27 protein-coding genes are annotated in these 25,568 nt (G+C 70.5%); 19 read left to right on the top strand and 8 right to left on the bottom strand.

Going from position 1 to position 25,568, the window contains the following annotated elements:
* Positions 1-36: 36 nt before the first annotated feature.
* The 4 genes from ABZU75_RS35150 to ABZU75_RS35135 all read right to left on the bottom strand — a co-directional run bounded on the left by ABZU75_RS35150 (position 37) and on the right by ABZU75_RS35135 (position 3,297).
* The gene (locus ABZU75_RS35150; RefSeq protein ID WP_355563937.1) at positions 37-501 is read right to left on the bottom strand and encodes a hypothetical protein; all 465 of its coding nucleotides are present in this window, start codon (positions 499-501) and stop codon (positions 37-39) included.
* A 98-nt stretch (positions 502-599) separates the two neighbouring features.
* Entirely contained in the window at positions 600-1,412 is an 813-nt protein-coding gene (locus tag ABZU75_RS35145; protein ID WP_355563935.1) for an SAM-dependent methyltransferase, read from the bottom strand.
* Between the two features lie 153 nt (positions 1,413-1,565).
* Positions 1,566-2,480 carry a helix-turn-helix transcriptional regulator gene (locus tag ABZU75_RS35140; protein ID WP_355563932.1) on the bottom strand — a complete coding sequence of 305 codons (915 nt, stop codon included), beginning with the start codon at positions 2,478-2,480 and terminating at the stop codon, positions 1,566-1,568.
* Positions 2,481-2,658: 178 nt separating this feature from the next.
* Positions 2,659-3,297 carry a hypothetical protein gene (locus ABZU75_RS35135; protein WP_355563929.1) on the bottom strand — a complete coding sequence of 213 codons (639 nt, stop codon included), beginning with the start codon at positions 3,295-3,297 and terminating at the stop codon, positions 2,659-2,661.
* 396 nt (positions 3,298-3,693) lie between these two features.
* On the opposite strand from ABZU75_RS35135, the gene ABZU75_RS35130 reads away from it, so the two are divergent.
* The 10 genes from ABZU75_RS35130 (at position 3,694) to ABZU75_RS35085 (ending at position 13,751) form a co-directional block, all read left to right on the top strand.
* Positions 3,694-5,046 carry a sugar ABC transporter substrate-binding protein gene (locus ABZU75_RS35130; protein ID WP_355563926.1) on the top strand — a complete coding sequence of 451 codons (1,353 nt, stop codon included), beginning with the start codon at positions 3,694-3,696 and terminating at the stop codon, positions 5,044-5,046.
* 2 nt (positions 5,047-5,048) lie between these two features.
* Positions 5,049-6,005 (top strand): sugar ABC transporter permease, encoded by a 957-nt coding sequence (locus ABZU75_RS35125; protein ID WP_355563924.1) that lies wholly within the window; start codon positions 5,049-5,051, stop codon positions 6,003-6,005.
* Positions 5,999-6,844 (top strand): carbohydrate ABC transporter permease, encoded by an 846-nt coding sequence (locus tag ABZU75_RS35120; RefSeq protein ID WP_355563921.1) that lies wholly within the window; start codon positions 5,999-6,001, stop codon positions 6,842-6,844. The genes ABZU75_RS35125 and ABZU75_RS35120 overlap by 7 nt, the downstream gene beginning before the upstream one ends.
* Positions 6,841-8,871 (top strand): beta-galactosidase, encoded by a 2,031-nt coding sequence (locus ABZU75_RS35115; RefSeq protein WP_355563918.1) that lies wholly within the window; start codon positions 6,841-6,843, stop codon positions 8,869-8,871. The genes ABZU75_RS35120 and ABZU75_RS35115 overlap by 4 nt, the downstream gene beginning before the upstream one ends.
* Positions 8,868-9,605, top strand: a complete 738-nt coding sequence (locus ABZU75_RS35110; RefSeq protein ID WP_355563915.1) for an SDR family NAD(P)-dependent oxidoreductase — start codon at positions 8,868-8,870, stop codon at positions 9,603-9,605. The genes ABZU75_RS35115 and ABZU75_RS35110 overlap by 4 nt, the downstream gene beginning before the upstream one ends.
* Positions 9,602-10,315 carry a FadR/GntR family transcriptional regulator gene (locus tag ABZU75_RS35105; protein ID WP_355563912.1) on the top strand — a complete coding sequence of 238 codons (714 nt, stop codon included), beginning with the start codon at positions 9,602-9,604 and terminating at the stop codon, positions 10,313-10,315. The genes ABZU75_RS35110 and ABZU75_RS35105 overlap by 4 nt, the downstream gene beginning before the upstream one ends.
* Positions 10,312-11,457 carry a galactonate dehydratase gene (dgoD, locus tag ABZU75_RS35100; protein WP_355563909.1) on the top strand — a complete coding sequence of 382 codons (1,146 nt, stop codon included), beginning with the start codon at positions 10,312-10,314 and terminating at the stop codon, positions 11,455-11,457. Before ABZU75_RS35105 ends, dgoD begins: the two co-directional genes overlap by 4 nt.
* Positions 11,458-11,459: 2 nt before the next feature.
* A complete protein-coding gene (locus tag ABZU75_RS35095) occupies positions 11,460-12,098 on the top strand; it encodes a bifunctional 4-hydroxy-2-oxoglutarate aldolase/2-dehydro-3-deoxy-phosphogluconate aldolase (RefSeq protein WP_355563906.1) in 639 nt (212 codons plus the stop codon).
* Positions 12,099-12,129: 31 nt separating this feature from the next.
* Positions 12,130-13,134 carry a sugar kinase gene (locus ABZU75_RS35090; RefSeq protein ID WP_355563903.1) on the top strand — a complete coding sequence of 335 codons (1,005 nt, stop codon included), beginning with the start codon at positions 12,130-12,132 and terminating at the stop codon, positions 13,132-13,134.
* Between the two features lie 77 nt (positions 13,135-13,211).
* Positions 13,212-13,751: a PepSY domain-containing protein gene (locus tag ABZU75_RS35085; RefSeq protein ID WP_355563900.1), complete on the top strand. Its 540-nt coding sequence runs from the start codon at positions 13,212-13,214 to the stop codon at positions 13,749-13,751.
* 175 nt (positions 13,752-13,926) lie between these two features.
* On the opposite strand, the gene ABZU75_RS35080 is transcribed toward ABZU75_RS35085, so the two are convergent.
* Positions 13,927-14,589 (bottom strand): hypothetical protein, encoded by a 663-nt coding sequence (locus tag ABZU75_RS35080; RefSeq protein WP_355563897.1) that lies wholly within the window; start codon positions 14,587-14,589, stop codon positions 13,927-13,929.
* Positions 14,590-14,714: 125 nt separating this feature from the next.
* Here ABZU75_RS35080 and ABZU75_RS35075 point away from each other — a divergent pair, with 125 nt between their 5' ends.
* Together ABZU75_RS35075 and ABZU75_RS35070 are read left to right on the top strand one after the other, a co-directional pair.
* Positions 14,715-14,927, top strand: coding sequence for a hypothetical protein (locus tag ABZU75_RS35075; RefSeq protein WP_350957177.1), 213 nt, complete (start codon positions 14,715-14,717; stop codon positions 14,925-14,927).
* Positions 14,928-15,053: 126 nt separating this feature from the next.
* Complete coding sequence (locus ABZU75_RS35070; RefSeq protein ID WP_355563894.1) at positions 15,054-15,326, top strand: hypothetical protein; 273 nt, start codon at positions 15,054-15,056, stop codon at positions 15,324-15,326.
* 214 nt (positions 15,327-15,540) lie between these two features.
* Here ABZU75_RS35070 and ABZU75_RS35065 read toward each other — a convergent pair whose 3' ends face one another.
* A complete protein-coding gene (locus ABZU75_RS35065; RefSeq protein WP_355563891.1) occupies positions 15,541-16,170 on the bottom strand; it encodes a uridine kinase in 630 nt (209 codons plus the stop codon).
* Between the two features lie 294 nt (positions 16,171-16,464).
* Here ABZU75_RS35065 and ABZU75_RS35060 point away from each other — a divergent pair, with 294 nt between their 5' ends.
* Positions 16,465-16,857: an isoamylase early set domain-containing protein gene (locus tag ABZU75_RS35060; protein ID WP_355563888.1), complete on the top strand. Its 393-nt coding sequence runs from the start codon at positions 16,465-16,467 to the stop codon at positions 16,855-16,857.
* A gap of 147 nt (positions 16,858-17,004) precedes the next feature.
* Here ABZU75_RS35060 and ABZU75_RS35055 read toward each other — a convergent pair whose 3' ends face one another.
* The gene (locus tag ABZU75_RS35055; RefSeq protein WP_355563884.1) at positions 17,005-18,117 is read right to left on the bottom strand and encodes an acetate/propionate family kinase; all 1,113 of its coding nucleotides are present in this window, start codon (positions 18,115-18,117) and stop codon (positions 17,005-17,007) included.
* 207 nt (positions 18,118-18,324) lie between these two features.
* Between ABZU75_RS35055 and ABZU75_RS35050 the strand changes: the two genes are divergently transcribed.
* On the top strand, positions 18,325-18,693 hold the full coding sequence (locus ABZU75_RS35050; protein WP_350921280.1) for an STAS domain-containing protein: 369 nt from the start codon (positions 18,325-18,327) through the stop codon (positions 18,691-18,693).
* Between the two features lie 110 nt (positions 18,694-18,803).
* On the opposite strand, the gene ABZU75_RS35045 is transcribed toward ABZU75_RS35050, so the two are convergent.
* Positions 18,804-19,022: an EF-hand domain-containing protein gene (locus ABZU75_RS35045; protein WP_355563881.1), complete on the bottom strand. Its 219-nt coding sequence runs from the start codon at positions 19,020-19,022 to the stop codon at positions 18,804-18,806.
* Between the two features lie 248 nt (positions 19,023-19,270).
* On the opposite strand from ABZU75_RS35045, the gene ABZU75_RS35040 reads away from it, so the two are divergent.
* The 5 genes from ABZU75_RS35040 to ABZU75_RS35020 all read left to right on the top strand — a co-directional run.
* The gene (locus ABZU75_RS35040) at positions 19,271-19,753 is read left to right on the top strand and encodes a GNAT family N-acetyltransferase (protein ID WP_355563878.1); all 483 of its coding nucleotides are present in this window, start codon (positions 19,271-19,273) and stop codon (positions 19,751-19,753) included.
* 334 nt (positions 19,754-20,087) lie between these two features.
* A complete protein-coding gene (locus ABZU75_RS35035; protein ID WP_355563875.1) occupies positions 20,088-21,155 on the top strand; it encodes a lytic polysaccharide monooxygenase in 1,068 nt (355 codons plus the stop codon).
* A gap of 110 nt (positions 21,156-21,265) precedes the next feature.
* On the top strand, positions 21,266-21,775 hold the full coding sequence (locus tag ABZU75_RS35030; RefSeq protein ID WP_355563872.1) for a cellulose binding domain-containing protein: 510 nt from the start codon (positions 21,266-21,268) through the stop codon (positions 21,773-21,775).
* A 342-nt stretch (positions 21,776-22,117) separates the two neighbouring features.
* On the top strand, positions 22,118-24,499 hold the full coding sequence (locus ABZU75_RS35025) for a Tex family protein (RefSeq protein ID WP_355563869.1): 2,382 nt from the start codon (positions 22,118-22,120) through the stop codon (positions 24,497-24,499).
* Between the two features lie 587 nt (positions 24,500-25,086).
* On the top strand, positions 25,087-25,568 hold a 482-nt coding region (locus ABZU75_RS35020; protein ID WP_355563867.1), incomplete at its 3' end, for a ricin-type beta-trefoil lectin domain protein.

Here is a 25,568-nt window from a genome sequence, read left to right as displayed (position 1 = left end):
AGGCGGGCATGCCTGGCACGGGCCGAGCCCCGGCCGTCACCCGGCGGGCGGTGTGGGGGTGGGGCTCACCCGGTGGTCGGTCAGGTGCAGGTCGCCTCCGAGCGTCTCGCGCAGCTCGTCCAGGACCTGCCTGGCGCCGAGCACGGTCCACAACTCCCCGACGAGATGGGGGTTGTACTCCGGCGCCTGGTCCATCCACTGGTCCTTGCCGTGCTGGGTGACGAAGGTGCTGATGAAGAACCGGCCGACGGGGGTCTTGCAGGCTCCGGTACGGATGTCGACCGCGTCGACCTGGATCTTGACCTTGCAGCCGACCTTCTTGGCGAGCTGCTCGACCGTGGGCGGCGGTCCCGCGGGGACCGCGTTGCCCGCCGCCGCGGCGACGGGGGCTCCCACGGGCCGGTCCGCGCTGCAGGCGAGGGAGAACGACAGGGCGAGGATCGCCGCGGCGATCACGCGGGCGTTCCTGGCGACACCGGACTGGCACGAATGTGTCAACATCCTGGAGATACGTCCGCCCGCCCCGATAAGTTCACCGCCCGCCGGGTGGGAGCGTCCCCGGACGATGCCGGTCGTCCGGGGACGGTACGGGTCGCCGGTCAGGGAACCCGGCCGACGGCGCCCACCGTGACGGCGCCGGCTCCCGGCGGGATGACGACGTCGCTGGGGTCGGGCCGCCAGTCGTAGACGGGCACCAGACCGGGTTCGAGGATCTCCAGCCCGTCGAACAGTTCGCGGATCTGGGTGAGGGTGCGGGGGAAGACACCGCCCGCGGTGGTCGTGCCGTAGACACCACGGCCCTGGCGGACCTGCTCCTCGCTGAGGTCGCCGGAGGTGACGTGGGAGATCACCACGTGGCTGCCCGAGGCCAGCCGCCGCCCGAAGGAGGTGGCGATGTCGGCGGCCTCCTTGTCATCCGCGACGAAGTGCAGGATGGAGACCATGAGGACGGCGACCGGCTGGTCGAAGTCGATGCGCTCGAGGACCTCGGGGTGATCCAGGATCGCATCCGGCTCCCGCAGGTCCCCGGAGATCACGGTGGTCTGCGGGTTGTCGGCGAGCAGCGCGCGGGCGTGCACGAGCACGATGGGATCGTTGTCGACGTAGACGATCCGGGAGTCGGGCGCCTCGCGCAGGACGACCTGGTGCACGTTCTCCTGCGTCGGCAGGCCGGTGCCGATGTCGATGAACTGGCGGATCCCCGCGGCGGCGAGATGCCGCACGGTGCGCCCGAGGAAGGCGCGGTTCGAACGCGCCACGTCCTTCACGTTGGGGACAAACTCCACGATCCTGTCACCGGCCGCCCGGTCGGAGGCGAAGTTGTCCTTGCCTCCCAGGTAGTAGTCGTACATACGGGCCACACTCGGGATCGTGGGGTCGATTCCCGCTGGGGCCTGCTCGCGCTCAGTCATATCCTCGCCTTCACCACTCTTTCCCGGCATGCTAGACGAGCGGCGAGCATTTCAGATCATGAAACGACATATCATCTGATCGACAATTAGGACGGCCCCAAACTCTCGGGCAGCGCATCCCCCCGGAACCCACCGGCGAACGGCCCTCCCGGATCAGCCCGAGAGCTCCTCGCGAAGGTCCTCCAGGAACCTCCGGCTCTCGGCGAGGGAGTACGCCTGGATGCACAGGCGGTCCATGACCTGCATGTAGTGGTCGGTCTCGTCGAGCTTGTCCAGATAGAGGGCGCTGGTGAGCTGTTCCATGTAGACCACGTCGGGCAGGTCCCGCTCGGGGAAGCGCAGGATGGAGAACGGACCGCCCGCCGCGGCGTGGCCGCCCCGGTCGAACGGCATGATCTGCAGCTTGACGTTGGGCAGCTCGACGGCTTCGAGCAGGTGGTCTATCTGGGCGCGCAGCACCTGGGGCCCGCCGATGGGCCGCCGCAGCACGGCCTCGTCCATCACCGCCCAGAGCGTCGGAGCGTCCGGCCTGGTCAGCCGCTGCTGACGGGCCATACGGAGCGAGACCCGGCGGTCGACCTCGCTCGCCGAGGCGCCGCCGTGCACGAGCATGATGACGGCCCGCGCGTATTCGGGGCTCTGCAGGAGGCCGGGGATGAACTGCACCTCGTAGGTCCGGACCGTCGAGGCCGCCTCTTCGAGCCCGACGTAGACCTCGAACCAGTTGGGGAGCAGGTCGCCGTACTTGTGCCACCAGCCGGGCGCGTTGGCCTGACGGGCCAGTGTCAGCAGCGGGGCCCTTTCCTCGGTATCGGTCACCCCGTACATCGTCAGCAGATCCGCGACATCGCGTTCCTTGAAACCGACTCGCCCGAGCTCCAGCCGGCTGATCTTGGCATGGGAGGCGCGGATGGCATAGCCGGCCTGCTCGCGGGTGACGTCCTTGGCGACGCGCAGCCTCCGCAGCTGGGCACCGAGGAGAATGCGCAGGATGGTGGGGCCGCCACCCCCCGCGTAGGTGAGAACACCGCTCTGCGCGCCGCCGTCCTCGGCGGTCTGTCCGGCCATATCGGCTCCCTGTCGCACCTTCCTACGGTGCCACAGTTTCACATATACGGTGCGAATCTCACAGTCCCGCTAGGCGCGCACTTGCGCATGCACTTGCAATCGCATGTGCATACATCGACAAATCTTCCTTGACAGCTCATTTTCCGACTCAGGACCCGTGTCCGAAACCTCGCCGACGCTACCGGCCCAAGGCGAGGTCGCAGGTGTCGTCGTGCGGGACACCCCGGCCGGCCGCGGTGCGACGGGACAACATGCCGCGCACGATGTCGCACAGCTCGCTCGTCTCCCTCGGCGACAGCACCCGGCTGAGGCGGCGCTCGACCACTCCCCCGTTCAACGGTCCCGGCGCCTTCGCCACGTTGAGGTAGCCGGACAGGAACGCGATCCGGAACAGCTTCTCCTGCGAGGGCGACTCGGCGGGGACGCGGCCCGTCTCGCCGGCCCGGGGCACCTCCAGCCCACCGAGCAGCAGGTGCGCGGCGGCCCGTTGCAGGGCCAGCCCGTACGCGCGCACGGCCCCGTCGGGGGAGAAGGCGACGATCGAGCGCCCGACGGCCTCGGCCGAGCCGGGCGACAGGTCGGCGATGCCGGTCTCCTCGCCGAGGCGGGTGTAGACGCGCACGACCTGCTCCCCCACGTACCCGGGTTGGAGGTGCTGGGAGAGCGTGACCGTCACCGTGGACCCGTCTGGGTTGTGCACCTCGGCGATGTCGGCCGCGTGGGTGACGTAGGTGGTGGAGTGCGCACGCTCGCACCATGGAGGGCACGGAGTCTCGATATGGGAGCGAGAAGTCCCGACAGAGGCAGTGATGTCCATCCCAATCCTTCCAGCGTGAGGATCCGCGCGGTCAAGGGCGTGCAGGCGCGACGGCGGGCCGTGAGCCGAGGACCGGCTCGCACGCCGGTGTTCGATGTGGCTCTCACCGGCAGGTACGCGGGATCCGCGCGCCGAGTTCAGCCGGCTGCGCCGCACCGCCCTCCTGGCCGCCCGGCATCCGGCGCGACGATCTCCACCATGCCTGGCGATCCATGGATAAGACCAGGTCAAGTGGTATCTAACGGCAAGCAGGCAACGTAAGGTAACGACTCGGAAACGCCCTTGTATTATTAATAAAATATGACTAATGTCCCTCGGTAATCGGATCCTGCAGGTCTGCCAGGCACTGCCCGGAAGCTGTCCACCGGGCATCTCCTCCGTTCACAGGGAGTCAACATGGGATCGAAGATGCCAAGGGTGGCGCGGCTCGCGGCCGTGGCCGCCGCGGCCGTGACGCTGGGCGTGACCGCGGCCTGCGGCGGCGCGTCCGGCGAGCCCGCCGCGGGTCCGGCGAGCGGTGACCCGGCCCAGCCGGTCACCCTGAAGTTCTGGTCCTGGGTGCCCAACATCCAGAAGGCCGTCGACGCCTTCAACACCTCCCACCCCGGCATCAAGGTCCAGTTGGAGACCATCACCGCCGGTCCCGACGGGGGCTACGCCAAGATGCTCGCGGGCGTCAAGGCGGGCAACGCGCCCGACGTGGCCCAGGTCGGCTACGACTCCCTGCCCTCCTTCCTGGTCAACGGGGCACTGGAGGACATCACCCAGCACGCGGAGCGGCACGCGTCGACGTTCGTCGACTGGCAGTGGCAGACCGGGGTCTTCGGCGGCAAGGTCTACGCCATCCCGCAGGCCAGCGGGCCGATGGGCTTCTACTACCGCAAGGACCTGTTCGACAAGTGGGGCATCGAGGCCCCGAAGACCTGGGACGACTTCGCCGCCGCGGCCAGGACGATCCGGAAGAAGGACAAGGACTCCTACATCTCCACCTTCGCCGCCAACCAGGCCCCCTGGCTGATCGCCCTCGCCCAGCAGGCCGGGCAGGGGTGGTTCGGCACCGAGGGCGACGCCTGGAAGGTGACGGTCGACAACCCCGACACCCGCAAGGTGGCCGACTTCTGGCAGAAGATGCTCGACGACAAGCTGGTCAAGACCGAGGCCGACATGTCCAACGCCTGGTACAAGGACCTGCAGACCGGCGGCGTCGTCGGCTGGATCGGCGGCTCCTGGGGAGACGCGATCATCCGCGGCAACGCGCCGAAGACCTCCGGCAAGTGGGCCGTCGCCCCGATGCCCCAGTGGGCGGGCAGCACCGGGTTCGCCTCGGCCAGCTGGGCCGGCGGCTCCTCCTCGGCCGTGCTGAAGGGCACCAAGCACCCCGCCGAGGCCACGGCCTTCGCGGTATGGCTCAACAGCGACCCGCAGAGCGTCAACATCCTGCTGTCGGCCGGGTACGGCTGGCCGTCGGTCAAGGACACCGGCCAGATCACCAACCTGCGGCAGGACGACACCGTCTTCCCCTTCTACGGCGGCCAGAACATCTGGGACGTCTTCAAGGAGGCCGACGCGGCCGTCAGCGGCGACTGGCGCTGGCCCCCGGTCAGCGAGGCGCTGTACGCCTCGGTCACCGACAACGCCAAGGCCGCGGTGCAGGGCGAGGGCACGCTCGCGGACGCGTTCGCCAAGAGCCAGCAGGCGATGGTCGATCAGCTGAAGGCCAAGGGCCTCAACGTGGTGACGGGAGGCTGACGGTGACGGGGGTGCTGCAGAGGGAGACGCCGAAGGCCGGAGCGGAGGCGGACCACACGCGTCCGCGGCACCCCCGCCGCTCCCGGTCACACGTCGCGGTCTTCGTCATACCCTTCTTCGTGGTCTTCGCGCTCTTCTTTCTGGCGCCCATCGGCTACGCGGTCTACCAGAGCTTCTTCAAGCTCACCAGCAGCGGCCTCGGCCTGACCGAGCCGACCCTGGACTTCGCCGGGCTCGACAACTACGCCACCGCGCTGACCTCGCCCGCCTTCGTCGGGAGCATCGTCAGGGTGCTGCTGTTCAGCCTGATGGAAGTGCCGATCATGGTGGTCTGCGCGCTGGCGCTGGCCCTGCTCCTCGACTCCGCCCGCGCACGCTTCCGGGCGTTCTTCCGGGTCTCCTTCTTCCTCCCGTACGGCGTCCCCGGCGTGATCGCATCCCTGCTGTGGGGCTTCCTGTACGTGCCGCAGACCAGCCCGCTGATCGACCTGCTGGCCGCGGCGGGCCTGCCACACGACTTCCTCGGTCCCGACACGGTGCTGCTGGCCATCGCCAACATCTCCACCTGGCAGTTCGCCGGCTACAACATGCTCGTACTGATCGCCGGCCTCCAGGCCATCCCGCAGGAGCTGTACGAGGCGGCCAGGGTGGACGGCGCGAACGAGCTGCGGATCGCCTGGCATGTCAAGATCCCCCTGGTCCGCGCCCCGCTCGTCCTGATCACGGTGTTCACCCTCATCGGAACGCTCCAGCTCTTCGTCGAACCGCTGGTCCTCAAACCGCTCACCACGGCGATCAACAGCGACTACACCCCGAACCTGGCCGCGTACAACCAGGCCTTCGCGCAGAGCAACATCCACCTCGCGTCCGCGGAGGCGACGCTGATCGCGATCATGTCATTCGTCATCTCGTTCGGGTTCCTGCGCATGGTCAACAGGAAGGGGAACCGGGCATGGTGAGGCGGATCCGTCCCTCGTCGGTCGTGGTGCTGGCCCTGCTGGGCGCGGCGGCGGTCTATTTCCTGCTGCCGGTCGTCTGGGTGCTGATCGCCGCGACGAAGAGCTCCGCCGACCTGTTCGGCACCTTCGGGCTCTGGTCGCCGGAGCCGCAGCTCGGCACCAACCTCAGCCGCCTGTTCGGCACCGAGGACGGCCTGTTCGGCCGGTGGATCCTCAACAGCTTCCTGTACGCGGGAGCCGGCGCGCTGGTCGCCACCCTGCTGTCGGCGGGCGCCGGGTACGCCATGGCCAAGTATCCGTTCCCCGGCCGGGAGGTGCTGTTCAACCTGGTCCTCGCCGGAGTGCTCGTGCCCGCCACGGTGCTGGCGCTGCCGACGTACCTCATCTTCAGTGAGGTGGGGATCACCGGCACCTTCTGGTCGGTGCTGCTGCCCAGCGTCGTCAGCCCCTTCGGGGTCTATCTCGCGCGCATCCACGCCAACGCGGCGATCCCGGACGCGCTGCTGGAGGCGGCGCGGCTGGACGGCGCCGGGGAGTACCGCATCTTCTTCGGGATCGTCCTCAAGATCATGAGCCCGGCGCTCGTCACGATCTTCCTGTTCCAGTTCATCGGCGTGTGGAACAACTACTTCCTCCCTCTGGTGATGCTCTCCGACCAGCGTCTCTACCCGGTCACCCTGGGCCTGGCGCAGTGGAACTCGCAGACCTTCAGGGACCCGGCCTTCTACGAGCTCACGGTCACCGGCGCAGCGGTGTCCGCGCTCCTCCTCATCCTCACCATGGCCTCGCTCCAGCGTTTCTGGCGCGCGGGGCTGACCTCAGGGAGCGTCAAGGGTTGAACAGGATCACCCACCTCTACGACAGGCTGGACGGCCTCGGCTTCGGCGCCGACTACAACCCCGAGCAGTGGCCCCCGGGCGTCTGGCGCGAGGACGTCCGGCTGATGCGCGAGGCCGGGGTCAACTTCGTCACCCTGGGCATCTTCTCCTGGGCCACGGTCGAGCCCGCCCCCGGCGAGTACGACTTCGGCTGGCTCGACGAGGTCATGGACCTGCTCGGCGAGGCGGGCATCGCGGTGTCCCTCGCCACCGGCACCGCGTCGCCGCCCTCGTGGCTGCCCCGGCTGCACCCGGAGACCCTGCCCGTCACCCGTGACGGCGTCACCCTGTGGCCGGGGTCGCGTCAGCACTACTGCCCCAGCTCCCCCGTCTACCGCGACGCCGCCGTGGCGCTCGCCCGGCGGCTGGCCGTCCGGTACGGCGAGCACCCCGCCCTGGCGCTCTGGCACGTCGGCAACGAGTACGGCTGCCACCTGGACGAGTGCTACTGCGAGGTCTCCGCGGCGGACTTCCGGCGCTGGCTGCGCGAGCGGTACGGCGACCTCGACGCGCTGAACACCGCCTGGTCGACGACCTTCTGGAGTCAGCGCGTCACCGACTGGGCCGAGGTGCACCCGCCCAGGACGGCCCCGACGCTGACCAACCCCGCCCAGGAGCTCGACTTCCGGCGTTTCAGCTCCGACGCCCTGCTCGCCTGCTACCGGGCCGAGCGCGAGGCGCTTCTGGAACTGACCCCCGGCGTCCCGGTGACGACCAATGTCATGGGCCTGTGGCGGTCCGTCGACTACTTCTCGTGGGCCGCCGAGTTCGACATCGTGGCGCTGGACATCTACCCCGAGCCCAAGGACCCCCGGGCCCACATCGACGCGGCGCTCTTCCACGACCTGATGCGCTCGCTGCGCGGCGGGCAGCCGTACCTGATGATGGAGAGCGCGACGGGCGCGATCAGCTACCGGCCGCCGAACCGGCCCAAGCACACCGGCCTGAACCGGCTCTGGAGCCACCAGGCGCTGGCGCGGGGCGCCGACGCGGTCATGTACTTCCAGTGGCGCGCCTCCGCGGGCGGCGCCGAGAAGTTCCACTCGGCGATCGTCTCGCACGGCGGAACCGACAACCGGATCTTCCGCGAGGTCGCCGCGCTGGGTACCGAGCTCGGCGAGCTGCGCGACGTGACGGGCTCACGGGTCCGCGCCGACGTGGCGATCGTGCACGACTGGGCGAACTGGTGGGCCCTCGAACTGGACGCCAGACCCGGGGAGCTGAAGCTGCCCGAGCGGCTGCGCGCGCACTACACGCCGCTCTGGCGGGAGAACGTCACCGCGGACGTGGTGCCGCCGGACTCCGACCTGTCGGGCTACCGGCTGGTGGTCGTGCCCAACCTCTACCTGTGCTCCGACGCCGCCGCGACGAACCTCCGCGAGTACGTGCGGGCGGGCGGGCACCTGTTGGTGTCCTTCTTCAGCGGCATCGCCGACGAGTGCGACCGGGTACGCCTCGGCGGCTACCCGGGGGCGCTGCGCGAACCGCTCGGACTGCGGATCGAGGAGTTCTGGCCGCTGAGCGAAGGCGAGCGCGTCAAACTGGTCCCGGGCGGGCACGGCCTCCCCGGCCACGCGGCTCCTCCTGGCGGTACGACGGAAGGCACCGGAGGCTTCGGAGGGACGGCCGACCTGTGGGCCGACCACATCGTGCCGGAGGGCGCGAGCGAGCTCGCCGCCTACGCGGACGGACCGCTGGCCGGGCTGCCCGCGGTCACCCGGCACGCCTTCGGCGCGGGCACCGCGACCTACCTGGGCACCCGTCCCGACGAGGACACCATGCGCGAGCTGGTCCGCGACGCGCTCCGCCTGGCCGGGGTCTCCCCCGTCCTGCCGAATCTCCCCGACGGCGTCGAGGCGGTGGCGCGGGTCGCCGGAGACGGCCGCCGATTCCTGTTCCTGCTCAACCACGGAGACCGTCCGGTACACGCCGCGGGTGTCGAGCTGGCACCCCACGACGTCACGGTGATCCGCCAGGAGGACGCGTGACGGGCCGCTTCGCCGACAGGAGCGCCGTGGTGACCGGAGGCGCGTCGGGCATCGGCGCGGCGACCGCCAGGCAGCTGTCCGCCGAGGGCGCTTCCGTGCTGGTCGTCGACGTGTCCGAGGCCGGGGAGGCGCTGGTCGCCGAACTGCGCGCGGCGGGTGGCGAGGCCACCTTCCTGGCGGGCGACGTGAGCCGCGAGGAGACCTGGGACCACGTCGCCGGATGGGGACCGATCGACGTGGTCGTCAGCAACGCGTACACCGTCGAGGTGGCGCCCGCGCACGAGACGTCGCTCGACTCGTGGAACCGGCAGATCGGCGTCAGCCTCACCGGGACCTTCCTGGCCGCCCACCGGCTGTTGCCCGATCTTGCTCGCACCGGCGGCGCCATGGTAATCACCTCATCGGTACACGCTCTCGTCGGGCTTCCCGGACATCCCGCCTACGCGGCGGCGAAGGGCGGGTTGACGGCGCTCACCCGGCAGCTCGCGGTGGAGTACGGCCCGGCCGTACGCGTCAACTGCGTCATCCCCGGGCCGATCATGACCCCGGCCTGGGACCGGGTCGACGAGGAGGGCCGTGCCGGCAGTGTCAGGGCGACCGTGCTACAGAGGTTCGGCTCGCCTGAGGAGGTCGCCTCGGTCATCTCCTTCCTGGCGTCGTCCGAGGCATCGTTCGTCACGGGCGCGTCGCTGGTCGTCGACGGCGGATGGAGCATAGTGAAGGACTCGGCATGATGGCTGTGTACAGCGGACGGGGCCTCCACGGACAGACCGTCGAGGCGATCGCCGCGATGATCTTCAGCGGTGAGTGTCGCGAGGGCGACCCCCTCGACGTGTCCGTCCTGCAGGACAGACTCGGCGTCAGCTCGACCGCGCTGCGCGAGGCGATGAAGGTCCTCACCGCCAAGGGGCTCATCTCCGCCCGGCCGAAGCTGGGCACGTACGTGCGTCCGCGTTCCGACTGGAACCTGCTCGACGGCGACGTGATCCGGTGGAAGTTCGCCGGCCGCCCCGACCACGGCTTCCTGCGCGACCTGCACGAGCTGCGGGCCATCGTCGAGCCGCCGGTCGCCCGCCTGGCGGCGCTGCGCCGTACCCCCGGGCAGCTGGAGGAACTGCAGGCCGCGCTGGACCGGATGGCCGAGGCGGGGGACGCGGGCGATCCCGGCGCCGTCGTCGAGGCCGACCTGCTCTTCCACCGCGCGCTGCTCGCGGCGGGCGGCAACGAGCTGCTGGTGCGCATGGAGGTCGTGATGGGCGCCGGGCTCGCCGGGCGCGACCGGCTCGTCCACGGTTCCCGCGACAGCGACGACCCGGTGCCCAGCCACCTGGCGGTTCTCGACGCCGTCAGGGCCGCCGACGACGTCGCGGCCGAGGCCGCGATGCGGGATCTGCTGGCCAAGGCGTGGAGCGACGTCGAACGGCTACACCTGGAGGGAAAGTGAAGATCGAGAGGATCGAGACGTTCCTCGTCCCTCCGCGCTGGCTGTTCTGCCGGGTGGAGACCGACGACGGCGTCGTCGGCTGGGGGGAGCCCGTCGTCGAGGGCAGGGCCGAGGTCGTGCGGGCGGCGGTCGAGGTCCTCGGCGAACACCTGCTCGGCCAGGACCCGTTGCGGATCGAGGACCACTGGCAGGTGCTGACCAAGGGGGGCTTCTACCGGGGCGGTCCCGTGCTGTCGAGCGCGGTGGCCGGGCTCGACCAGGCGCTGTGGGACATCGCGGGCAAGCACTACGGGGCGCCGGTGCACGCGCTACTGGGCGGGCCGGTCAGGGACCGTGTCCGGGCGTACGCATGGGTCGGCGGCGATGACCCCGGCGAGCTGCGCGAGGCGATCGAGAAGCAGGTCGAGGCCGGGTTCACCGCCATCAAGATGAACGGCTCCGGCCTGATGGACCGGTCGATCGGCGCGGCGGGCCTGGCCGCCGTCGTCGAGCGCGCCGAGGTCGCCAGGGCGGCGCTCGGCACCTCCCGTGACTTCGCCGTCGACCTGCACGGCCGCGCCGGAACGGCCAGCGCGCGGCGGATCATCGCCGCGATCGCCGACCTGCACCCCATGTTCGTCGAGGAGCCGCTGGCACCGGAGTACCTGCACCGGCTCGGCGAGCTCACCGCGTCGACCGAGGTGCCCATCGCACTCGGCGAGCGCCTGTACTCCCGTTCCGACTTCCTGCCCGTGCTGAACTCCGGACTCGCCGTGGCACAGCCCGACCTCTCCCACGCGGGCGGCATCTCCGAGGTACGGCGCATCGCCTCGCTCGCCGAGACGTTCGACGTACAGCTCGCGCCGCACTGCCCGCTTGGGCCGATCGCGCTGGCCGCCAGCCTCCAGGTGGCCTTCGCCACGCCGAACTTCCTCATCCAGGAACAGAGCGCCGGCATCCACTACAACGAGGGCGCGGAGCTGCTCGACTACGTCCTCGACCCCGCGCCGTTCGCCTTCGTTCAGGGGTACGCCCACCGCACCCCGCTGCCCGGCCTCGGCGTGACAGTCGACGAGCAGGCGGTACGGCGGGCGGACAAGCGGCCCCACGCGTGGCGCAACCCGCTGTGGCGGCACGACGACGGTTCGATGGCAGAGTGGTGATCATGGAATTCCCGGAAACGGTCCGCCTCCTCGAACTGCTCCGGGGGCGACGCCTGCTGGCCATCGTCCGGGGTCGCGACCCGGAGGGCTCGTTCCGCACGGCGTGCGCGCTCGTCGAGGAGGGGATCGACGTCCTGGAGGTGTCGCTCACCGGCACCGGGGCGCTCGACGTCATCGCCCGGGTGCGCGCCGAGCTCGGAGGCGCCGTGTTCCTCGGCGCCGGAACCGTGCTGACCGCTGCCGACGCGGACGCCGCCGCCTCGGCCGGAGCGGGCTTCGCGGTGACCCCCGCCATGGGCGACGGGACGGCCCGCGCCATCGAGCTGGGCCTTCCCACCCTGATCGGCGCGATGACGCCGACCGAGGTGTGGAACGCGACGACCGCCGGAGCGACCGCCGTCAAGGTGTTCCCCGCCTCCGCGGGTGGACCCGGCTACCTCTCCGCGCTGCTCGACCCCTTTCCCGGTGTGCCGCTCGTACCGGTCGGCGGCGTGCGCGCCGACCAGGTCCGCCCCTACCTCGACGCCGGGGCCGTGGCCGTCGGGGTGGGCTCTCCCCTGGTCGGCGACGCCCCGCACGGAGGCGATCTGGCCGCGCTGCGGGAACGCGCCCGCGGCTTCCTGAAAGCGGTGAGGCCTTGACACCCGACGGCCTGCCGGAGGCGGTGAACCAGTGACGACACCGGACGGGAACGGCGGGCGGCACGTGATCGACGTGCTGACCGTCGGAGAGGCGATGGCCTCCCTGCACGGCGCGGGCCCTCTCCGCCTCGGGGGCAGCCTCGGGCTCTCGGTCGCCGGGGCGGAGGCGAACGTGGCGATCGGGCTGGCGAGGCTCGGCCACACCGCCCGCTGGGCGGGCGTGGTCGGAGCCGACGAGCTCGGACTACTGGTGCTGCGCACGCTGCGGGCCGAGGCCGTCGACGTCCGCGCGGTCCGGATCGACCCCGAGCACCCGACGGGCCTGCTCATTCAGGAGAACCGGATCGGCGACGTGGCCCGTGTTCACTACTACCGGTCGGGATCGGCCGGATCGCGGTTGAACCCCGCCGACGTGACGGCCGCGCTGACCTCGGACGGGCGCGAAGGCTCGGGCGGGGGCGGTGAGGTGGGCGGGGGAACACCGAGGGTGTTGCACGTCACCGGTATCACCCCCGCGCTCGGCCCGGAGCCCCGGGCCGCGATCGAACACGCCGTGCGGCGGGCCCGCGAGCTCGGCGCGCGCGTGTGCCTCGACGTCAACCACCGCGCCCGGCTGTGGGACACCGCGGAGGCGTCGGCCGTGCTGGGCGACCTGCTGCCGTACGTGGACGTGCTGGTCGCCTCGGACGACGAGCTGGCGCTCGTCGTGTCCGGCGGCGCCGAGGGCGCGCTCCTGGCGGGGGTGGGTGAGGTGGTCGTCAAGCACGGGGCGGCGGGGGCCGAGGCCTGGACGGCCGATGACCGTGTCGTGCTGCCCGCTCGCCGGGTCCCGGTGGTGAGCACGATCGGGGCGGGGGACGCCTTCGTGGCCGGTTACCTCTCCGGGCTGCTGGACGGCCTGCCGCCGGCGGGCCGCCTGGACCGCGGCGTCACCCTGGGGGCGTTCGCGGTGGCGACCCACGGCGACTGGCACGGTCTGCCGACCCGCGAGGAACTCGGCCTGCTCTCCCTCTCGGCGGGCGAAACCATCCGCTGAACCGACCGACGGACCTTAACCTGCTTTTAGGGTTGGCGCAGCGTGGCGCTAATGGGGTACCCGGCAAGCTCGGGGACATGCGAAACACTACGAAACTCACCATCGCCGCCACCGGACTCCTCGCCGTCATCGCCGGAGGTGGCGCGGTCGCCTCCGCCGGAACCACGACGCCCACCCCGGCCCCCAGCGGCACGGCGACGACGCCCGCGCCGGTGAATCCGACGCCCGACGCCGAGAGCACCCCCGCGCCCGGCGAGGCGGAGGCCAAGATCTCGCGGGACGAGGCCGTCAGGATCGCTCAGGAGAAGGTGCCCGGCGCCAAGCTCGTCAAGGTCGAGTTCGACGGCGACGAGACTCCCGCCAACTGGGAGGTCGAGCTCCGCGAAGGCGATGTCGAGCACGACTTCGACGTCGACGCCGCCACCGGCGCGATCCTGGAGCAGGACCGGGAGGCCGTGGACGACGCCGACGACAACGCCTCCGACGACAACGCCACCAACGGCAGGGACGACCACGGCAACCGGGATGACAGGGACGACCACGAAGACCGGGACGACCACGGCAACCGGGATCACCACGACGACCGGGACGACCACCACGACCGGGACGATGACTGACCGCCTGACCGGCGTGAGGAGCCCGTGGCGCCCCTGTGCCACGGGTTCCCCCGCCGAACCGGCTGCTCCTCCTCGGACCGCGGGGCGCGGTCCCCGGCACCCCGCACGACGTCCTCGGCGGCACCTTCCCGGACGTACCCTCTGCCCGTGAGGACGGCCGCGGAGGACGCGGCCGTCAGCGCCGCCGCACCCGGTAGGCCAGCGCCACGAGGGCGGTGACCCCCAGGAGCCCCGCGACCAGGTACGAGGGCCGCCACCAGGAGCCGCGCTCCACGACCGCCACGGTGGTCATACCGCCGGGTGCATCCCCCGCGGGCGCCGCCGCCGGGGTGGCGACGGGCGTGGTGGGAGTGCTGGAGGCGGCATCGCCCAGGGGGACGGCCGGCGGCCGGATCGCCCCCCAGTGCTCCTGCGGCGGCTGGGCGGCGATCGACTGCCTGAAGTCACTGGGAATCGGGGCGATCTCCAGCCTCCCCGGCACGGTGAGGGTGCCGATCCGGTAGGGCGCGAACCAGCCTTGGACGGCCTCCACCTCCCACGTTCCCTCGGGCAGCGAGATCGCGGCGGCGTAGTGGGCGGGCTCCTTCAACTCCACTCCGACAAACTTGAGGCTTTTCTTCCCGTCCGTGAACTTCAGTGCGACCTCGCCCAGGTCGTCGCCCAGGTACGGGTGGGTGCCGTGCTGGAGCAGCCAGAAGCCGAGCGTGTACGTCGTGTCCGGGTCCGTCTTCGCGGGAACCGGGTCCATCACGGTGATCGCCCAGCCTCCGGCCCGCGCCGGTGCGGCCAGGGCCAGCAGGGGGACGATGAACGCCAGGAGGATAAGGATTCGTCTCATGCGGGAGGTACACCGGCCGGGCCGGCCAGGTTCCCGTCACCGGGCGGGTGCGAGGCCGGATCGGCGGGCACGGCGAGACGGCCACGGCCGGGAGTCGAGGCCGAAAGCAGGGGTATGGACAGCAGATGAGCCTTCAGGAAGAACTGCGGCAGGTCGAAGAGGATCTGGAGAGACTGCGTAACGAGGTCGCCGAGATGCGCAGGCAGGTCGGAGAGCTCGGCCCCACCGACCCCGTCGAACGATCAATGATGATCAACCAGGCCGACGAGCAGGAGATCCTCGTCAGCGAGCTCGACGCCAGGCGCGAAGACCTCCTCAAGCGCCTCGGCAAGGAGTGAACGGGACCACCGGCACCAAGAGGCCCCTACCTGCGGTTCGTCACATTCGGTTATCTATGATTTCCCAGGGTAACCATAACAGCGAACCACCATCAGGGGGATGAAATGATCAGTACGCTTCACAAAATGGGCGTGAAGTCCAACGCGATGTACATCGCCGGAATCGCCTCGGTCGGCCTGTCCTTCGCGGCGTGGCTGGCATCGAATTCGGCGGAGAAGGCAGGCATCGACCGAGCGGACCGGTGGGGGATCTTCATCGGTGAGTGGGCACCCACCTTCTTCGGGATGGGGATCGCGCTGCGCATGGAGGAGGCCCGCGACGAGATGCGGCCGACGGAGCAGGAGATGCTCCACGGCACGTACTCCGAGGGCAGAATGCCCTCGCGCGCGGGTGTCTAGGCCCGGTCTCGCGGATCTTGCCGTGGCGAGGGTCGGTCAGGTGGTGCCTCGCGAGGCGGAGGAGGGAGCCGCGGCGTGCCGCGGTGACCGACGGCAACGCGGCGAGGCGCCACCTGACCGTGCCGTTGGATGATCGAAGGCGGGGCGTGTCCACCAGGACGCACCCCGCCTTCGTGCCCGGCCCTCATTCCCGCTCCGCCCGCCGGAAGACGGGTCACGGCGCTGTGACCAGGGCCGGATGTCTCGGGTCGTCGACGCGGACGACCATGTCGGCGACCCGCGCCGGCGCGACCTCCGCCTCGTAGCGCGCGTAGGCGGGCAGCGTCCAGCGCTCCTCGTCCGGGGTGCGCCGGGCGAGCGCGCCCGGCGAGAGCCTCAGGTGCACGGTCAGGTCGAACGGCAGCCCCCTGCCCAGCAGCAGCGGACCGGCCAGCAGCAGCACCCCACCTGGGGGGACGGTGACATAGGGCGCACGGGTGGCCCGATCGATCGTGCTGTCCCACAGCGTGGGCAGCACCTTCCCCGACCGGCCGGGAGCGAGCGGCCCCAGAACCTCGCGGACCAGCCCTTTGTAGTCGAACCAGTCGATGTAGAAGGAGTCAGGATCGGTCCTGCCGTACTCGAAACGGAGCGAGGCCGGGCGCAGGAAGTCGGCGGAGAGGACACGGAGCACCTCCCGGCCGCGGAGCCGGAGCGGGTCGACCAGCTCGTCGGCGAGATCCCCGGGCCGCGCCGCCGGCGCTCCGTCGAGCGCGACGCGCACCCAGGAGTCGCGGGGCTCCGCGTCCACCCGGTCCGCGATTTCCTCCACCAGCGACGACGGGGAGATCGGCGTTATGTCCACTCCACCATCCTGGCCGACACCCGACCTGTCTCCGACCGTGGATCGGCCGACCGCCACGTTCGGGTCAAGGTCGGACGTGATGCCGATCAAAAGTCGGTCTGCCCGGGTTGTCCCGCCGCTACGGGCGGTAACGATCCATATGGGATCGACGGCTCGGCCGTGACTGAGCGTCGGCCTCCCGGTCGCGTCACGTCCCTGTCGGCGCGACCCGGTAGTTGGCGTGATCTTCACGTCTTTCCGCAACCGAGATCACGGCACGTTACGCACGGAGACAGTGATGTCAGGAGGATTTCAGTGATCAAGCGCGGTAAGCCGACCAAGAACGGCCAGGTCAAGCTGACTTTCACCATAGCGGAGGGCCCGGCCAGGGGAGGGGTTTCACTGGTCGGCGACTTCAACGGCTGGGACCCCTACGCCCACCCCATGCAACGCAAGGAGAACGGCACCTACCAGGTGAGCCTGACCGTCCCCGCACGGCAGCCCATCCGTTTCCGCTATCTCGCGGACGGCGGCGTGTGGTTCGACGACGCCGACGCCGATCACCACGACGAGCACGGCGGCCGGATCAACCCGGTGGACGTCCAGGAAGCGCCGGAGGGAATCACCTCGGCGCCCAGCGTCGGCAAGCCGATGCGGCAGACGCTCACGGCGGGGCGGCCGGTCACCAACTCGGTATCAGCCTCGTAAGGTCTGGCAACCACGCATGGAACGGAGTCCCGTTCGCGGGACATGCCGTTGCGCCGTCTCCGCGATCATCGGGGCGACCTGCCCCTTCCCGTCCCCGCGAGGGCGTGAAAAGGCAGGCTGCCCCGCCCGCGGACGGTGACCGGGTTCTCACGGATGACCGCCGAGCACGCCGAGGGTGTCGCGGGCGAGTTGAAGCTCCTCTCTCGGACGGATCCCCAGCACGGGCACGGGTACGCCGGGTGCGCTGACCATCCCGTCGACGTCGAGGTCGGTGCGGACGGGCGGCTCGACCCCGAGCAGCGCGAGCCCGCGGCAGACGGCTTCGCGGACCTCCGGCTGATCCCAGCCGATCTCCCCGGTGAAGACGAGCGCGTCCAGCCGGTCCAGGCTCGTCGCGGCCGCGGCGATCTCCCGGCTCACCCGGTACGCGAACACCTCCAGGGCCAAGGCCGAGGCGGGGTCGCCGGAGGCGACCAGTTCCCGGGTGTCGCCCGACTCCCCGTCCGAGAGTCCGAGCAGCCCCGACCGGTGTTCCAGGCCGTCGCGCAGTTCGTCGAGCGTGAGCCGGGAACCGGACAGCAGCCAGAGCAGCATGCCGGGGTCGACGCTCCCCGAACGCGTGCTCATCGGCACCCCCTCCAGCGGGGTGAACCCCATCGAGGTGTCCACGCTGCGGCCCTCGCGGACCGCGCACACCGAGGAGCCCCCGCCGAGGTGGGTCAGGACGACCTGAAGTGCGCGAACGGGCCGGTCAAGCAGTTCCGCGGCCCGCCCCAGCGCCCAGGCGTAGGACAGACCGTGGAAGCCGTAGCGGCGCAGGCCGTACCGGCTCCTCCACTGCGCGGGCAGCGCGTAGGTGGCGGCGCGATCCGGAAGCGCGGCGTGGAAGGCGGTGTCGGGGCAGAGCACCTGCGGGAGGCCGGGCAGCCTGCGCCGGGCGGCCTCGACGAGTGCGAGCGCGGGCGGCACGTGCAGCGGGGCAAGGTCCGCGTACTCTCTTACCGCGTCCAGCACGTCGTCATCGACGACCGTCGGCTTCCGTACGGCCTCACCGCCGTGTACCAGCCGGTGGCCGACCGCGGCGAGGTCGCCGTCCGGGACGTCGGCGAGGAAGTCCCCGATCGTCCGCTCCGCCGACCCTGGGTCGGGACTCCGCTCGCTGTGCTCGGTGCGCAGGACCTCGCCGTCGCGGACGAGGTGAAGCTGGAGGCTCGATGATCCCGCGTTGACCGTGAGCACTGCCAGGCCTGTGGTTCCCATTTTCCGGGCCTGCCCGGAGGCGGAACGGGCAAACGGCGTCTCCCCGAGCGGGTCCGCTTCGCGTCGGGCGCCGTCCTGACATCCGGCGGTTCACGGTCACCCGTTGAACTGTCACAAGCCACGGGCGTACGGTGGTGCTGATGGCACCAGTCCTTGCACGGCTCCCGACAGGGCGCTGTCTCCAACTGCCGTAGACAGCGGGGCGATATGACTCGGCTTTCCGTCACCGTGGACGCGCGTCCGCAGTTCTCCGTAGTGACCCTGATCGGCGATCTGGACAAATCATCGGCTCCCCTGCTGGAGGAGAGGCTCGCGGAGTTCATGAGGCGGGGCCATGTCTGCCTGGTCGTCGACACGACGGAGCTGGAATTCTGCGATTCCACGGGCATCTGGGTGCTGCTGACGAGCCTGCGGCGCGCCTACGAGCGGAAGGGCTGGCTGCGCCTCGTCGGCGTGCACGGATTCCTCGGCCGCCTGCTCGATCTGACCAAACTGCGAGACGCGTTTCCCATCGCCTCCACGGTCGAGGAGTCGGTGCGCGAACTCTCCGGTGAGAGCGTCATCGCCTCACGTTGATTCCCGGCGGCCCTCCGGCGATCGGCCCCGCGGCGGGATCGTGAGCCGGACCGTGGACACGGACATGGCTGCCGGACACGCCCGCTCTCCGGGGAGAGCGGGCGGGCGGATCAGCCGCGGGAGACCAGGCGGACGAACTCCTCGAACGAGAAGCGGCCGTCGCCGTCGGAGTCGCCGTCCCGGTTCAGCGACCCGATGGCCTCCGCGGGCAGGTCGGGGAAGTGCCCGCCGAACTCCGCCTCCGTGATGAATCCGTCACCGTCGGCGTCGATGGCCGCGAACGCCTGCCTGAGTTCCGCCAACCTCTCCCCCGTGGGCTCTGTCGACATGGTGACCCGCCTCTCTCAACGACCCGCACTTCGATCAGCAGCCAACTTACGGGAGGAGCCACCCGCACAGCTACACCGCGATATATGTCATGTTTTATTACTAAAAATCCGCTTTGCTGGCGCGGCCCCTCCGTACCCCGCGCCTACCGAACCCAAGAGCCCGACGTGACCCGCGACTACACCTCTGACCTGCGGTGACAGCTAGTCTCCGGGTAACGCCCGCCTTTGGTCGTCAGTAGACTGCGAGCATGATTCGCCCCGCAACACCGGATGACATTCCGACGATCATCGACATGATCCACGGCCTCGCGGAGTACGAGAAGGCGCCGGATCAGGTCAAGAACACCCCGGATCTGCTCCGTGAGGCGCTCTTCCGCCCCTCCCCCAGCGTGTTCTGCCACATGGCCACCGACGGGGACAGCGCCACGGGGTTCGCGATCTGGTTCGTCTCCTACTCGACCTGGACCGGCACGCACGGGGTCTACCTCGAAGATCTCTTCGTCCGCCCCGAGCACCGGCGTGGCGGGTACGGCAGGGAACTGCTCACCGAACTGGCCCGCATCTGCGTGGAGCGCGGCTACGACCGGTTCGAGTGGTCGGTGCTCGACTGGAACGCCCCCGCCATCGACTTCTACCGGTCGCTCGGCGCGGAACCACAAGACGAGTGGGACAGGTACCGGCTCGCGGGCCCCGCGCTCGAGAAGCTCGCCGCGACGGAGAGAAAGCAGTAGTCGCACCGGGTCCGTCCTCGCCGCCAAGACCGGCCGGAACACCGTTCCGGCCGGTCTTGGCGTTTTCCGTATGGCATTCCCCGCACCATCCGGAAGCCCTCGCGCGAAAACCTCACCGGAACGCGCTCAGGCTGTGAACCTTTCATCTCGCAAAACCGCCCTCCACCCCTCCGACCTGCTGCGACACCCTGTCATCGGACCTCGGAAAAGGCACTCCATTTACACCCCTGGACCGACGACCTAGAGTCCGTCTCGCGTGGGCGCCTCACCGCCATTGATCAACTACTCGTCATCCCTCGAAAGGGAGGGTAATTCTGTGAGTAAATGGCGAAGTATGGCTGTCGCCAGTGTGGCCACATTAATGACCGCACTGCTCGCCGTCGTCCTCATTCCCCAGTCGGCCTCGGCGCACGGCGCCATGATGACGCCTGGCAGCCGGACCTTTTTCTGCTGGCAGGACGGCCTCTCCCCGCAGGGGAACATCGTGCCCATCAACCCGGCCTGCTCGGCGGCGGTGGCCCAGAGTGGAGCCAACTCGCTCTACAACTGGTTCAGCGTGCTGCGGTCCGACGGTGCCGGGCGGACCCAGGGGTTCATCCCGGACGGTCAGGCGTGCAGCGGCGGCAACCCCGGCTACAGCGGGTACGACCTGCCGAGCGCCGACTGGCCGGTGACGCACCTGACCTCGGGCGCGTCGATCCAGTTCAAGTACAACAAGTGGGCCGCCCACCCGGGCTGGTTCTACCTCTACATCACCAAGGACGGCTGGAACCCCAACCGGGCACTGACCTGGGGTGACCTGGAGAGCACGCCCTTCCACACGGCCGACCACCCGCAGAGCGTCGGCTCACCGGGTACCAACGACGCCCACTACTACTGGAACGCCACGCTGCCCTCGAACAAGACGGGCCGCCACATCATCTACTCGGTGTGGAAGCGCTCCGACTCGGCCGAGACGTTCTACAACTGCTCCGACGTGGTCTTCGACGGTGGCAACGGTGAGGTGACCGGCGTGGGTCGGCCGGGCACCAACCCGACCCCCAACCCGACGCCGACCGTGACGCCGACCGTGACGCCGACCGTGACGCCGACGCCCGGCCCCGGCGGGTCGTGCACCGCCTCCTACAAGACCATCAACTCCTGGTCGGGCGGCTTCCAGGCCGAGGTGACCGTGAGCAACCCGGGTTCCGCCGCCATCAACGGCTGGACCGCGAAGTGGACGCTCGGCAGCGGCAGTGCCATAAACAGCCTGTGGAACGGCACGTACACCACATCGGGGTCCGCGGTCACGGCCAAGAACGCCGACTGGAACCGGACGATAGCGGCCGGAGGCTCGACCACCTTCGGGTTCACCGCCTCGGGCACCAGCGGCTCCCCGACCGTCACCTGTACCAGCCCATAACGGGACGTGGTCCCGCCGGTGCCTGACGGGCGCCGGCGGGACCACGCGCGTTTCCCCGTCTCACCCCGCCATGTCCGTACCGGGCCCGTGTCCTCGCGGAAGGGATTCCCGTGCCGCCCACCACGAAGATCGCGCAACTGCTGGGTCTCGTCTCGCTCGGCGCGGCGGTGGCCCTGATCGCGGTGGCCTGCGCAGGCCGGGCGCCGGAGGGCGGGCACACCGCGGCGCACCTCCCCTCCCCGATCCCCCCTCAGGCCACCTCGGCGCCACCGCCTTCCCCGGCCGTCCAGCGAGACACCCCGGCCGCGCTCCCGGCCGCGGCGAAGTGCCGGGCGACGGTCACCCTGGTGGAGTCTTGGCCCGGCGGCTACCGGGGCGCCGCGACGATCACCAACGACGGCGAGCAGCCGCTGGGCGGCTGGTACATCCAGTGGATGCTGCCGCAGGGGGCGACCCTCACCCAGGCGTGGAACGGCACCCACATGCAGAGCGGTCCAGTCGCGATGATCCACGCCTTGGGCGACAAGCCGCCGCTGCGGCCGGGAGCGACCGCCACCGACATCGGTTTCGTGGGAGCCGCCGCCACCCCCCCGACCTTCACCGAGGTCACCTGCGGTTAGCGGCACCCCGGGGCGGGCGCCCGTTCCCGGTCGGCTGCGACCGAACGCGTCCGCGAGCGTCCCCACCTGGGCCTCGAACCGGTGGCGATCGGCTCCCTCGCCACGCCCCTCGCGCTGGGCGGCGGCGCGCGGATCAGCGGTGGCGGGCTCCACCTCGGAAGCACCGGCACCGCGGCGTGCCGAGGGTCTGTGTGACCTCACCCTGGAGTTCCGCGCGCGGCTGGACACCGACGTGGTGCGCGGTTCTTTTCCGGCTCTCGCGTGATTCCCGCCTCCGGCTCTCCGACCCGCCGGGGAGGTGAGGCGGTAGCTTGGGACCGCCATCAAGAAGGAAGAGAGATCGTGACCACGTCTATTCATCAGCGGATCGCCGAAGAGCTGGGTGTGCGCGAGCGACAGGTGCGGGCGGCGGTGGACCTGCTCGACGGCGGCGCCACCGTGCCGTTCATCGCCCGCTACCGCAAGGAAGCCACCGAGATGCTCGACGACACGCAGCTGCGCACTCTGGAGGAGAGGCTGCGCTATCTGCGGGAGCTGGAGGAGCGGCGCACCGCGATCCTGGAATCGATCGAAGGCCAGGGCAAGCTCGACGACGCCCTGCGGGCACAGATCATGGCGGCCGATTCCAAGGCCCGCCTGGAGGACATCTACCTTCCCTACAAGCCCAAGCGGCGGACCAAGGCGCAGATCGCCAGGGAGGCGGGGCTCGAACCGCTCGCCGACGGCCTGCTGGCGGACCCGTCGGTCGACCCGCGGGCCGCGGCGGAGGCGTTCGTCGGCGAGGGGGTGGCCGACGCCGCCGCCGCGCTTGACGGTGCCCGCGCGATCCTGGTCGAGCGGTTCGGCGAGGACGCCGACCTGGTCGGCGAGCTGCGCGAGCGGATGTGGACGAAGGGGCGCCTGGTCGCGGCGGTCCGCGAGGGCAAGGAGGCGGAGGGCGCCAAGTTCTCCGACTACTTCGACTTCGCCGAGCCGTTCACCAAGCTGCCCTCGCACCGGATCCTGGCGATGTTCCGGGGGGAGAAGGAGGAGGTCCTCACCCTCACCCTGGAGCCGGAGCCGGAGCCCACCGGCACCTACGAGGGCCGCGTCGCGCACCGCTTCGGCATCGCCGACCGGGGAAGGCCCGCCGACGCGTGGCTGGCCGACACGGTCCGCTGGGCCTGGCGCACCCGCATCCTCGTCCACCTCGGCATCGACCTGCGGACGCGCATGTGGCAGGCCGCCGAGGAGGAGGCGGTCCGCGTGTTCGCCGCGAACCTGCGCGACCTGCTGCTCGCCGCGCCCGCGGGGAGCCGCGCGACCATGGGGCTGGACCCGGGGCTGCGCACCGGCGTGAAGGTCGCGGTGGTCGACGCGACCGGCAAGGTGCTGGCCACCGACACGATCTACCCCCACGAACCGCGCCGCCAGTGGGACCAGTCGCTGGCCACCCTCGCCGCGCTGGCGAAGAAGTACGACGTGGAACTCGTCTCCATCGGCAACGGCACCGCCTCGCGCGAGACCGACAAGCTCGCGGGCGAGCTGGTGAAGCTGGTCCCCGGGCTGACCAAGGTCGTGGTGTCGGAGGCCGGGGCCTCGGTCTACTCCGCCTCGGCGTTCGCCTCGCAGGAGCTGCCCGGCATGGACGTGTCGCTGCGCGGCGCCGTGTCGATCGCCCGGCGGCTCCAGGACCCGCTGGCCGAACTGGTCAAGATCGACCCCAAGTCGATCGGCGTCGGCCAGTACCAGCACGACCTCGCCGAGACCAAGCTCTCCCGCTCCCTCGACGCGGTGGTGGAGGACTGTGTGAACGCGGTCGGCGTCGACGTCAACACCGCCTCGGCACCGCTGCTCACCCGGGTGTCGGGCATCGGCTCCGGGCTCGCCGAGAACATCGTCCAGCACCGCGACGCCAACGGCCCGTTCCGTTCCCGCAAGGCGCTGAAGGACGTGGCCAGGCTCGGCCCGAAGGCCTTCGAGCAGTGCGCGGGCTTCCTGCGCATCCGCGGCGGCGACGACCCGCTCGACACCTCCAGCGTGCACCCGGAGTCCTACCCGGTGGTGCGGCGCATCCTGCAGAGCACCGGCGGTGACATCACCACCCTGATCGGCAACGGTACGGTGCTGCGGGCCCTGCGCCCGGCGGAGTTCGTGGACGACACCTTCGGGCTGCCGACCGTCACCGACATCCTCTCCGAGTTGGAGAAGCCGGGCCGTGACCCGCGCCCGGCCTTCAAGACGGCGACCTTCAAGGAGGGCGTGGAGAAGCTCTCCGACCTCACCCCCGGCATGCTGCTGGAGGGCGTGGTCACCAATGTGGCGGCCTTCGGCGCCTTCGTCGACGTCGGCGTGCACCAGGACGGCCTGGTGCACGTGTCGGCGCTGTCGCACAACTTCGTCAAGGACCCGCGCGAGGTGGTCAAGCCCGGTGACATCGTCAGGGTGAAGGTGCTCGACGTCGACATCCCCCGCAAGCGCATCTCGCTCACCCTGCGCCTGGACGACGACGTCAAGCCGTCCGGCCCGCGAGGACCGCGCGAGCAGCGCGACCAGCAGGGCGGTGGCGGTGGCGGTCAGCGCCAGGGCGACGGCGGCAGGCAAGGCGGCGGGCAGAGCGGCGGGCAGGGACGCGGCGACCGGCAGCGGCAGGACCGCGGGGGCCGGCAGCGTAACGCGCCGAGCGGCGCGATGGCCGACGCCCTGCGCCGCGCCGGACTCGACGGCTCCGGCGGTCGCCCCTGATCCGTGCCGGATGATCCGGACGACGGGCAAGAAACCCTCGGCGTCGGCGGCTTCCGGAAAGGAGGCCGCCGGTGCCGCACGGAACCACGACGGGGACAGGCCCGCCGACGCCGCACGATCCCCGCGCGCGCCGTCAGCGGATCGCGGGCGCTCTGACGGACTCCCCTGACAGGAACCGCTCCCTGGAACGGCCCCCTCCGCAGGTCGCCGCCTCGCGCCTCCGCACAGATCACAGCGTTTCGCACAGGCGGGCGAGCCGGGCCGTGCGACTTTTTTTACCTCTTGTATTGACTGGAGAACGAAGTCTGACCTAGGGTCCCGGGCAAGCGAGACCTTGCCTTGAAGGGACCCCCCATGACTCGCTCTCTCCAACGCGGGGCGTTGGCGGATGCGAGGCGCGCCGACCGCTCCCCATCCGGGCAAGACCTCGCCTCCCCCTGCCGTATCCGTCGCGGCAGGACCTCAGGGCACGCCGAGCGGCGCGCCGCCACACGTCAGGCCCACCGGGTCGCGTACGGCCATTCGCAAAAGCACGCTCGTCATGTCCGGCCCCCCGCACGCCCCCCAAGACGGAAGGAAATCCGCGTATGGCCACCAGACAGTCGCCTCCCCGGCGCCGTCGCACGTCGCTCCCGACCACCCTCGGCGGGATGCTCACCGTCGTCGCCCTCGCCCTCGCCGGTGTGACGGTCGCGTCACCGGCCGCCGCCGCCACCGGGCAGATCACCGGCATCGGCGGCAAGTGCGTCGACGTCGCCGCCGCCAGCAGTGCCAACGGCACCGCGATCCAGCTCTACGACTGCAACGGCACCGCCGCCCAGCAGTGGACCCGTAACGGCGACGGCACCATCAGGGCGCTGGGCAAGTGCCTGGACGTCACCGCCGCCGGCACCGCCAACGGAACGCAGATCCAGCTCTACGACTGCAACGGCACCGCGGCCCAGCAGTGGACCTACAGCGCCGCGAACGACCTGGTGAACCCCGCCTCCAACAAGTGCCTGGACGCCACCGGCCAGTCCAGCGCCAACGGCACCCGCCTGCAGATCTGGGAGTGCAGCGGCAACGCCAA

The organism is Streptosporangium sp. NPDC005286 (genome assembly GCF_040607515.1).
Lineage (GTDB): Bacteria > Actinomycetota > Actinomycetes > Streptosporangiales > Streptosporangiaceae > Streptosporangium.
This window is presented reverse-complemented; position numbering and strand designations above follow the sequence as displayed.

Coding starts and splice junctions, on each gene's coding strand:
- ABZU75_RS35035 (WP_355563875.1), top strand. CDS start 20,088: ATGGCTGTCGCCAGTGTGGCCACATTAATGACCGCACTGCTCGCCGTC.
- ABZU75_RS35130 (WP_355563926.1), top strand. CDS start 3,694: ATGGGATCGAAGATGCCAAGGGTGGCGCGGCTCGCGGCCGTGGCCGCC.
- ABZU75_RS35145 (WP_355563935.1), bottom strand. CDS start 1,412: ATGACTGAGCGCGAGCAGGCCCCAGCGGGAATCGACCCCACGATCCCG.
- ABZU75_RS35045 (WP_355563881.1), bottom strand. CDS start 19,022: ATGTCGACAGAGCCCACGGGGGAGAGGTTGGCGGAACTCAGGCAGGCG.
- ABZU75_RS35140 (WP_355563932.1), bottom strand. CDS start 2,480: ATGGCCGGACAGACCGCCGAGGACGGCGGCGCGCAGAGCGGTGTTCTC.
- ABZU75_RS35050 (WP_350921280.1), top strand. CDS start 18,325: ATGACTCGGCTTTCCGTCACCGTGGACGCGCGTCCGCAGTTCTCCGTA.
- ABZU75_RS35120 (WP_355563921.1), top strand. CDS start 5,999: ATGGTGAGGCGGATCCGTCCCTCGTCGGTCGTGGTGCTGGCCCTGCTG.
- ABZU75_RS35070 (WP_355563894.1), top strand. CDS start 15,054: ATGGGCGTGAAGTCCAACGCGATGTACATCGCCGGAATCGCCTCGGTC.
- ABZU75_RS35135 (WP_355563929.1), bottom strand. CDS start 3,297: ATGGACATCACTGCCTCTGTCGGGACTTCTCGCTCCCATATCGAGACT.
- ABZU75_RS35055 (WP_355563884.1), bottom strand. CDS start 18,117: ATGGGAACCACAGGCCTGGCAGTGCTCACGGTCAACGCGGGATCATCG.
- ABZU75_RS35150 (WP_355563937.1), bottom strand. CDS start 501: ATGTTGACACATTCGTGCCAGTCCGGTGTCGCCAGGAACGCCCGCGTG.
- ABZU75_RS35105 (WP_355563912.1), top strand. CDS start 9,602: ATGATGGCTGTGTACAGCGGACGGGGCCTCCACGGACAGACCGTCGAG.
- ABZU75_RS35075 (WP_350957177.1), top strand. CDS start 14,715: ATGAGCCTTCAGGAAGAACTGCGGCAGGTCGAAGAGGATCTGGAGAGA.
- ABZU75_RS35040 (WP_355563878.1), top strand. CDS start 19,271: ATGATTCGCCCCGCAACACCGGATGACATTCCGACGATCATCGACATG.
- ABZU75_RS35080 (WP_355563897.1), bottom strand. CDS start 14,589: ATGAGACGAATCCTTATCCTCCTGGCGTTCATCGTCCCCCTGCTGGCC.
- ABZU75_RS35085 (WP_355563900.1), top strand. CDS start 13,212: ATGCGAAACACTACGAAACTCACCATCGCCGCCACCGGACTCCTCGCC.
- ABZU75_RS35095 (WP_355563906.1), top strand. CDS start 11,460: ATGGAATTCCCGGAAACGGTCCGCCTCCTCGAACTGCTCCGGGGGCGA.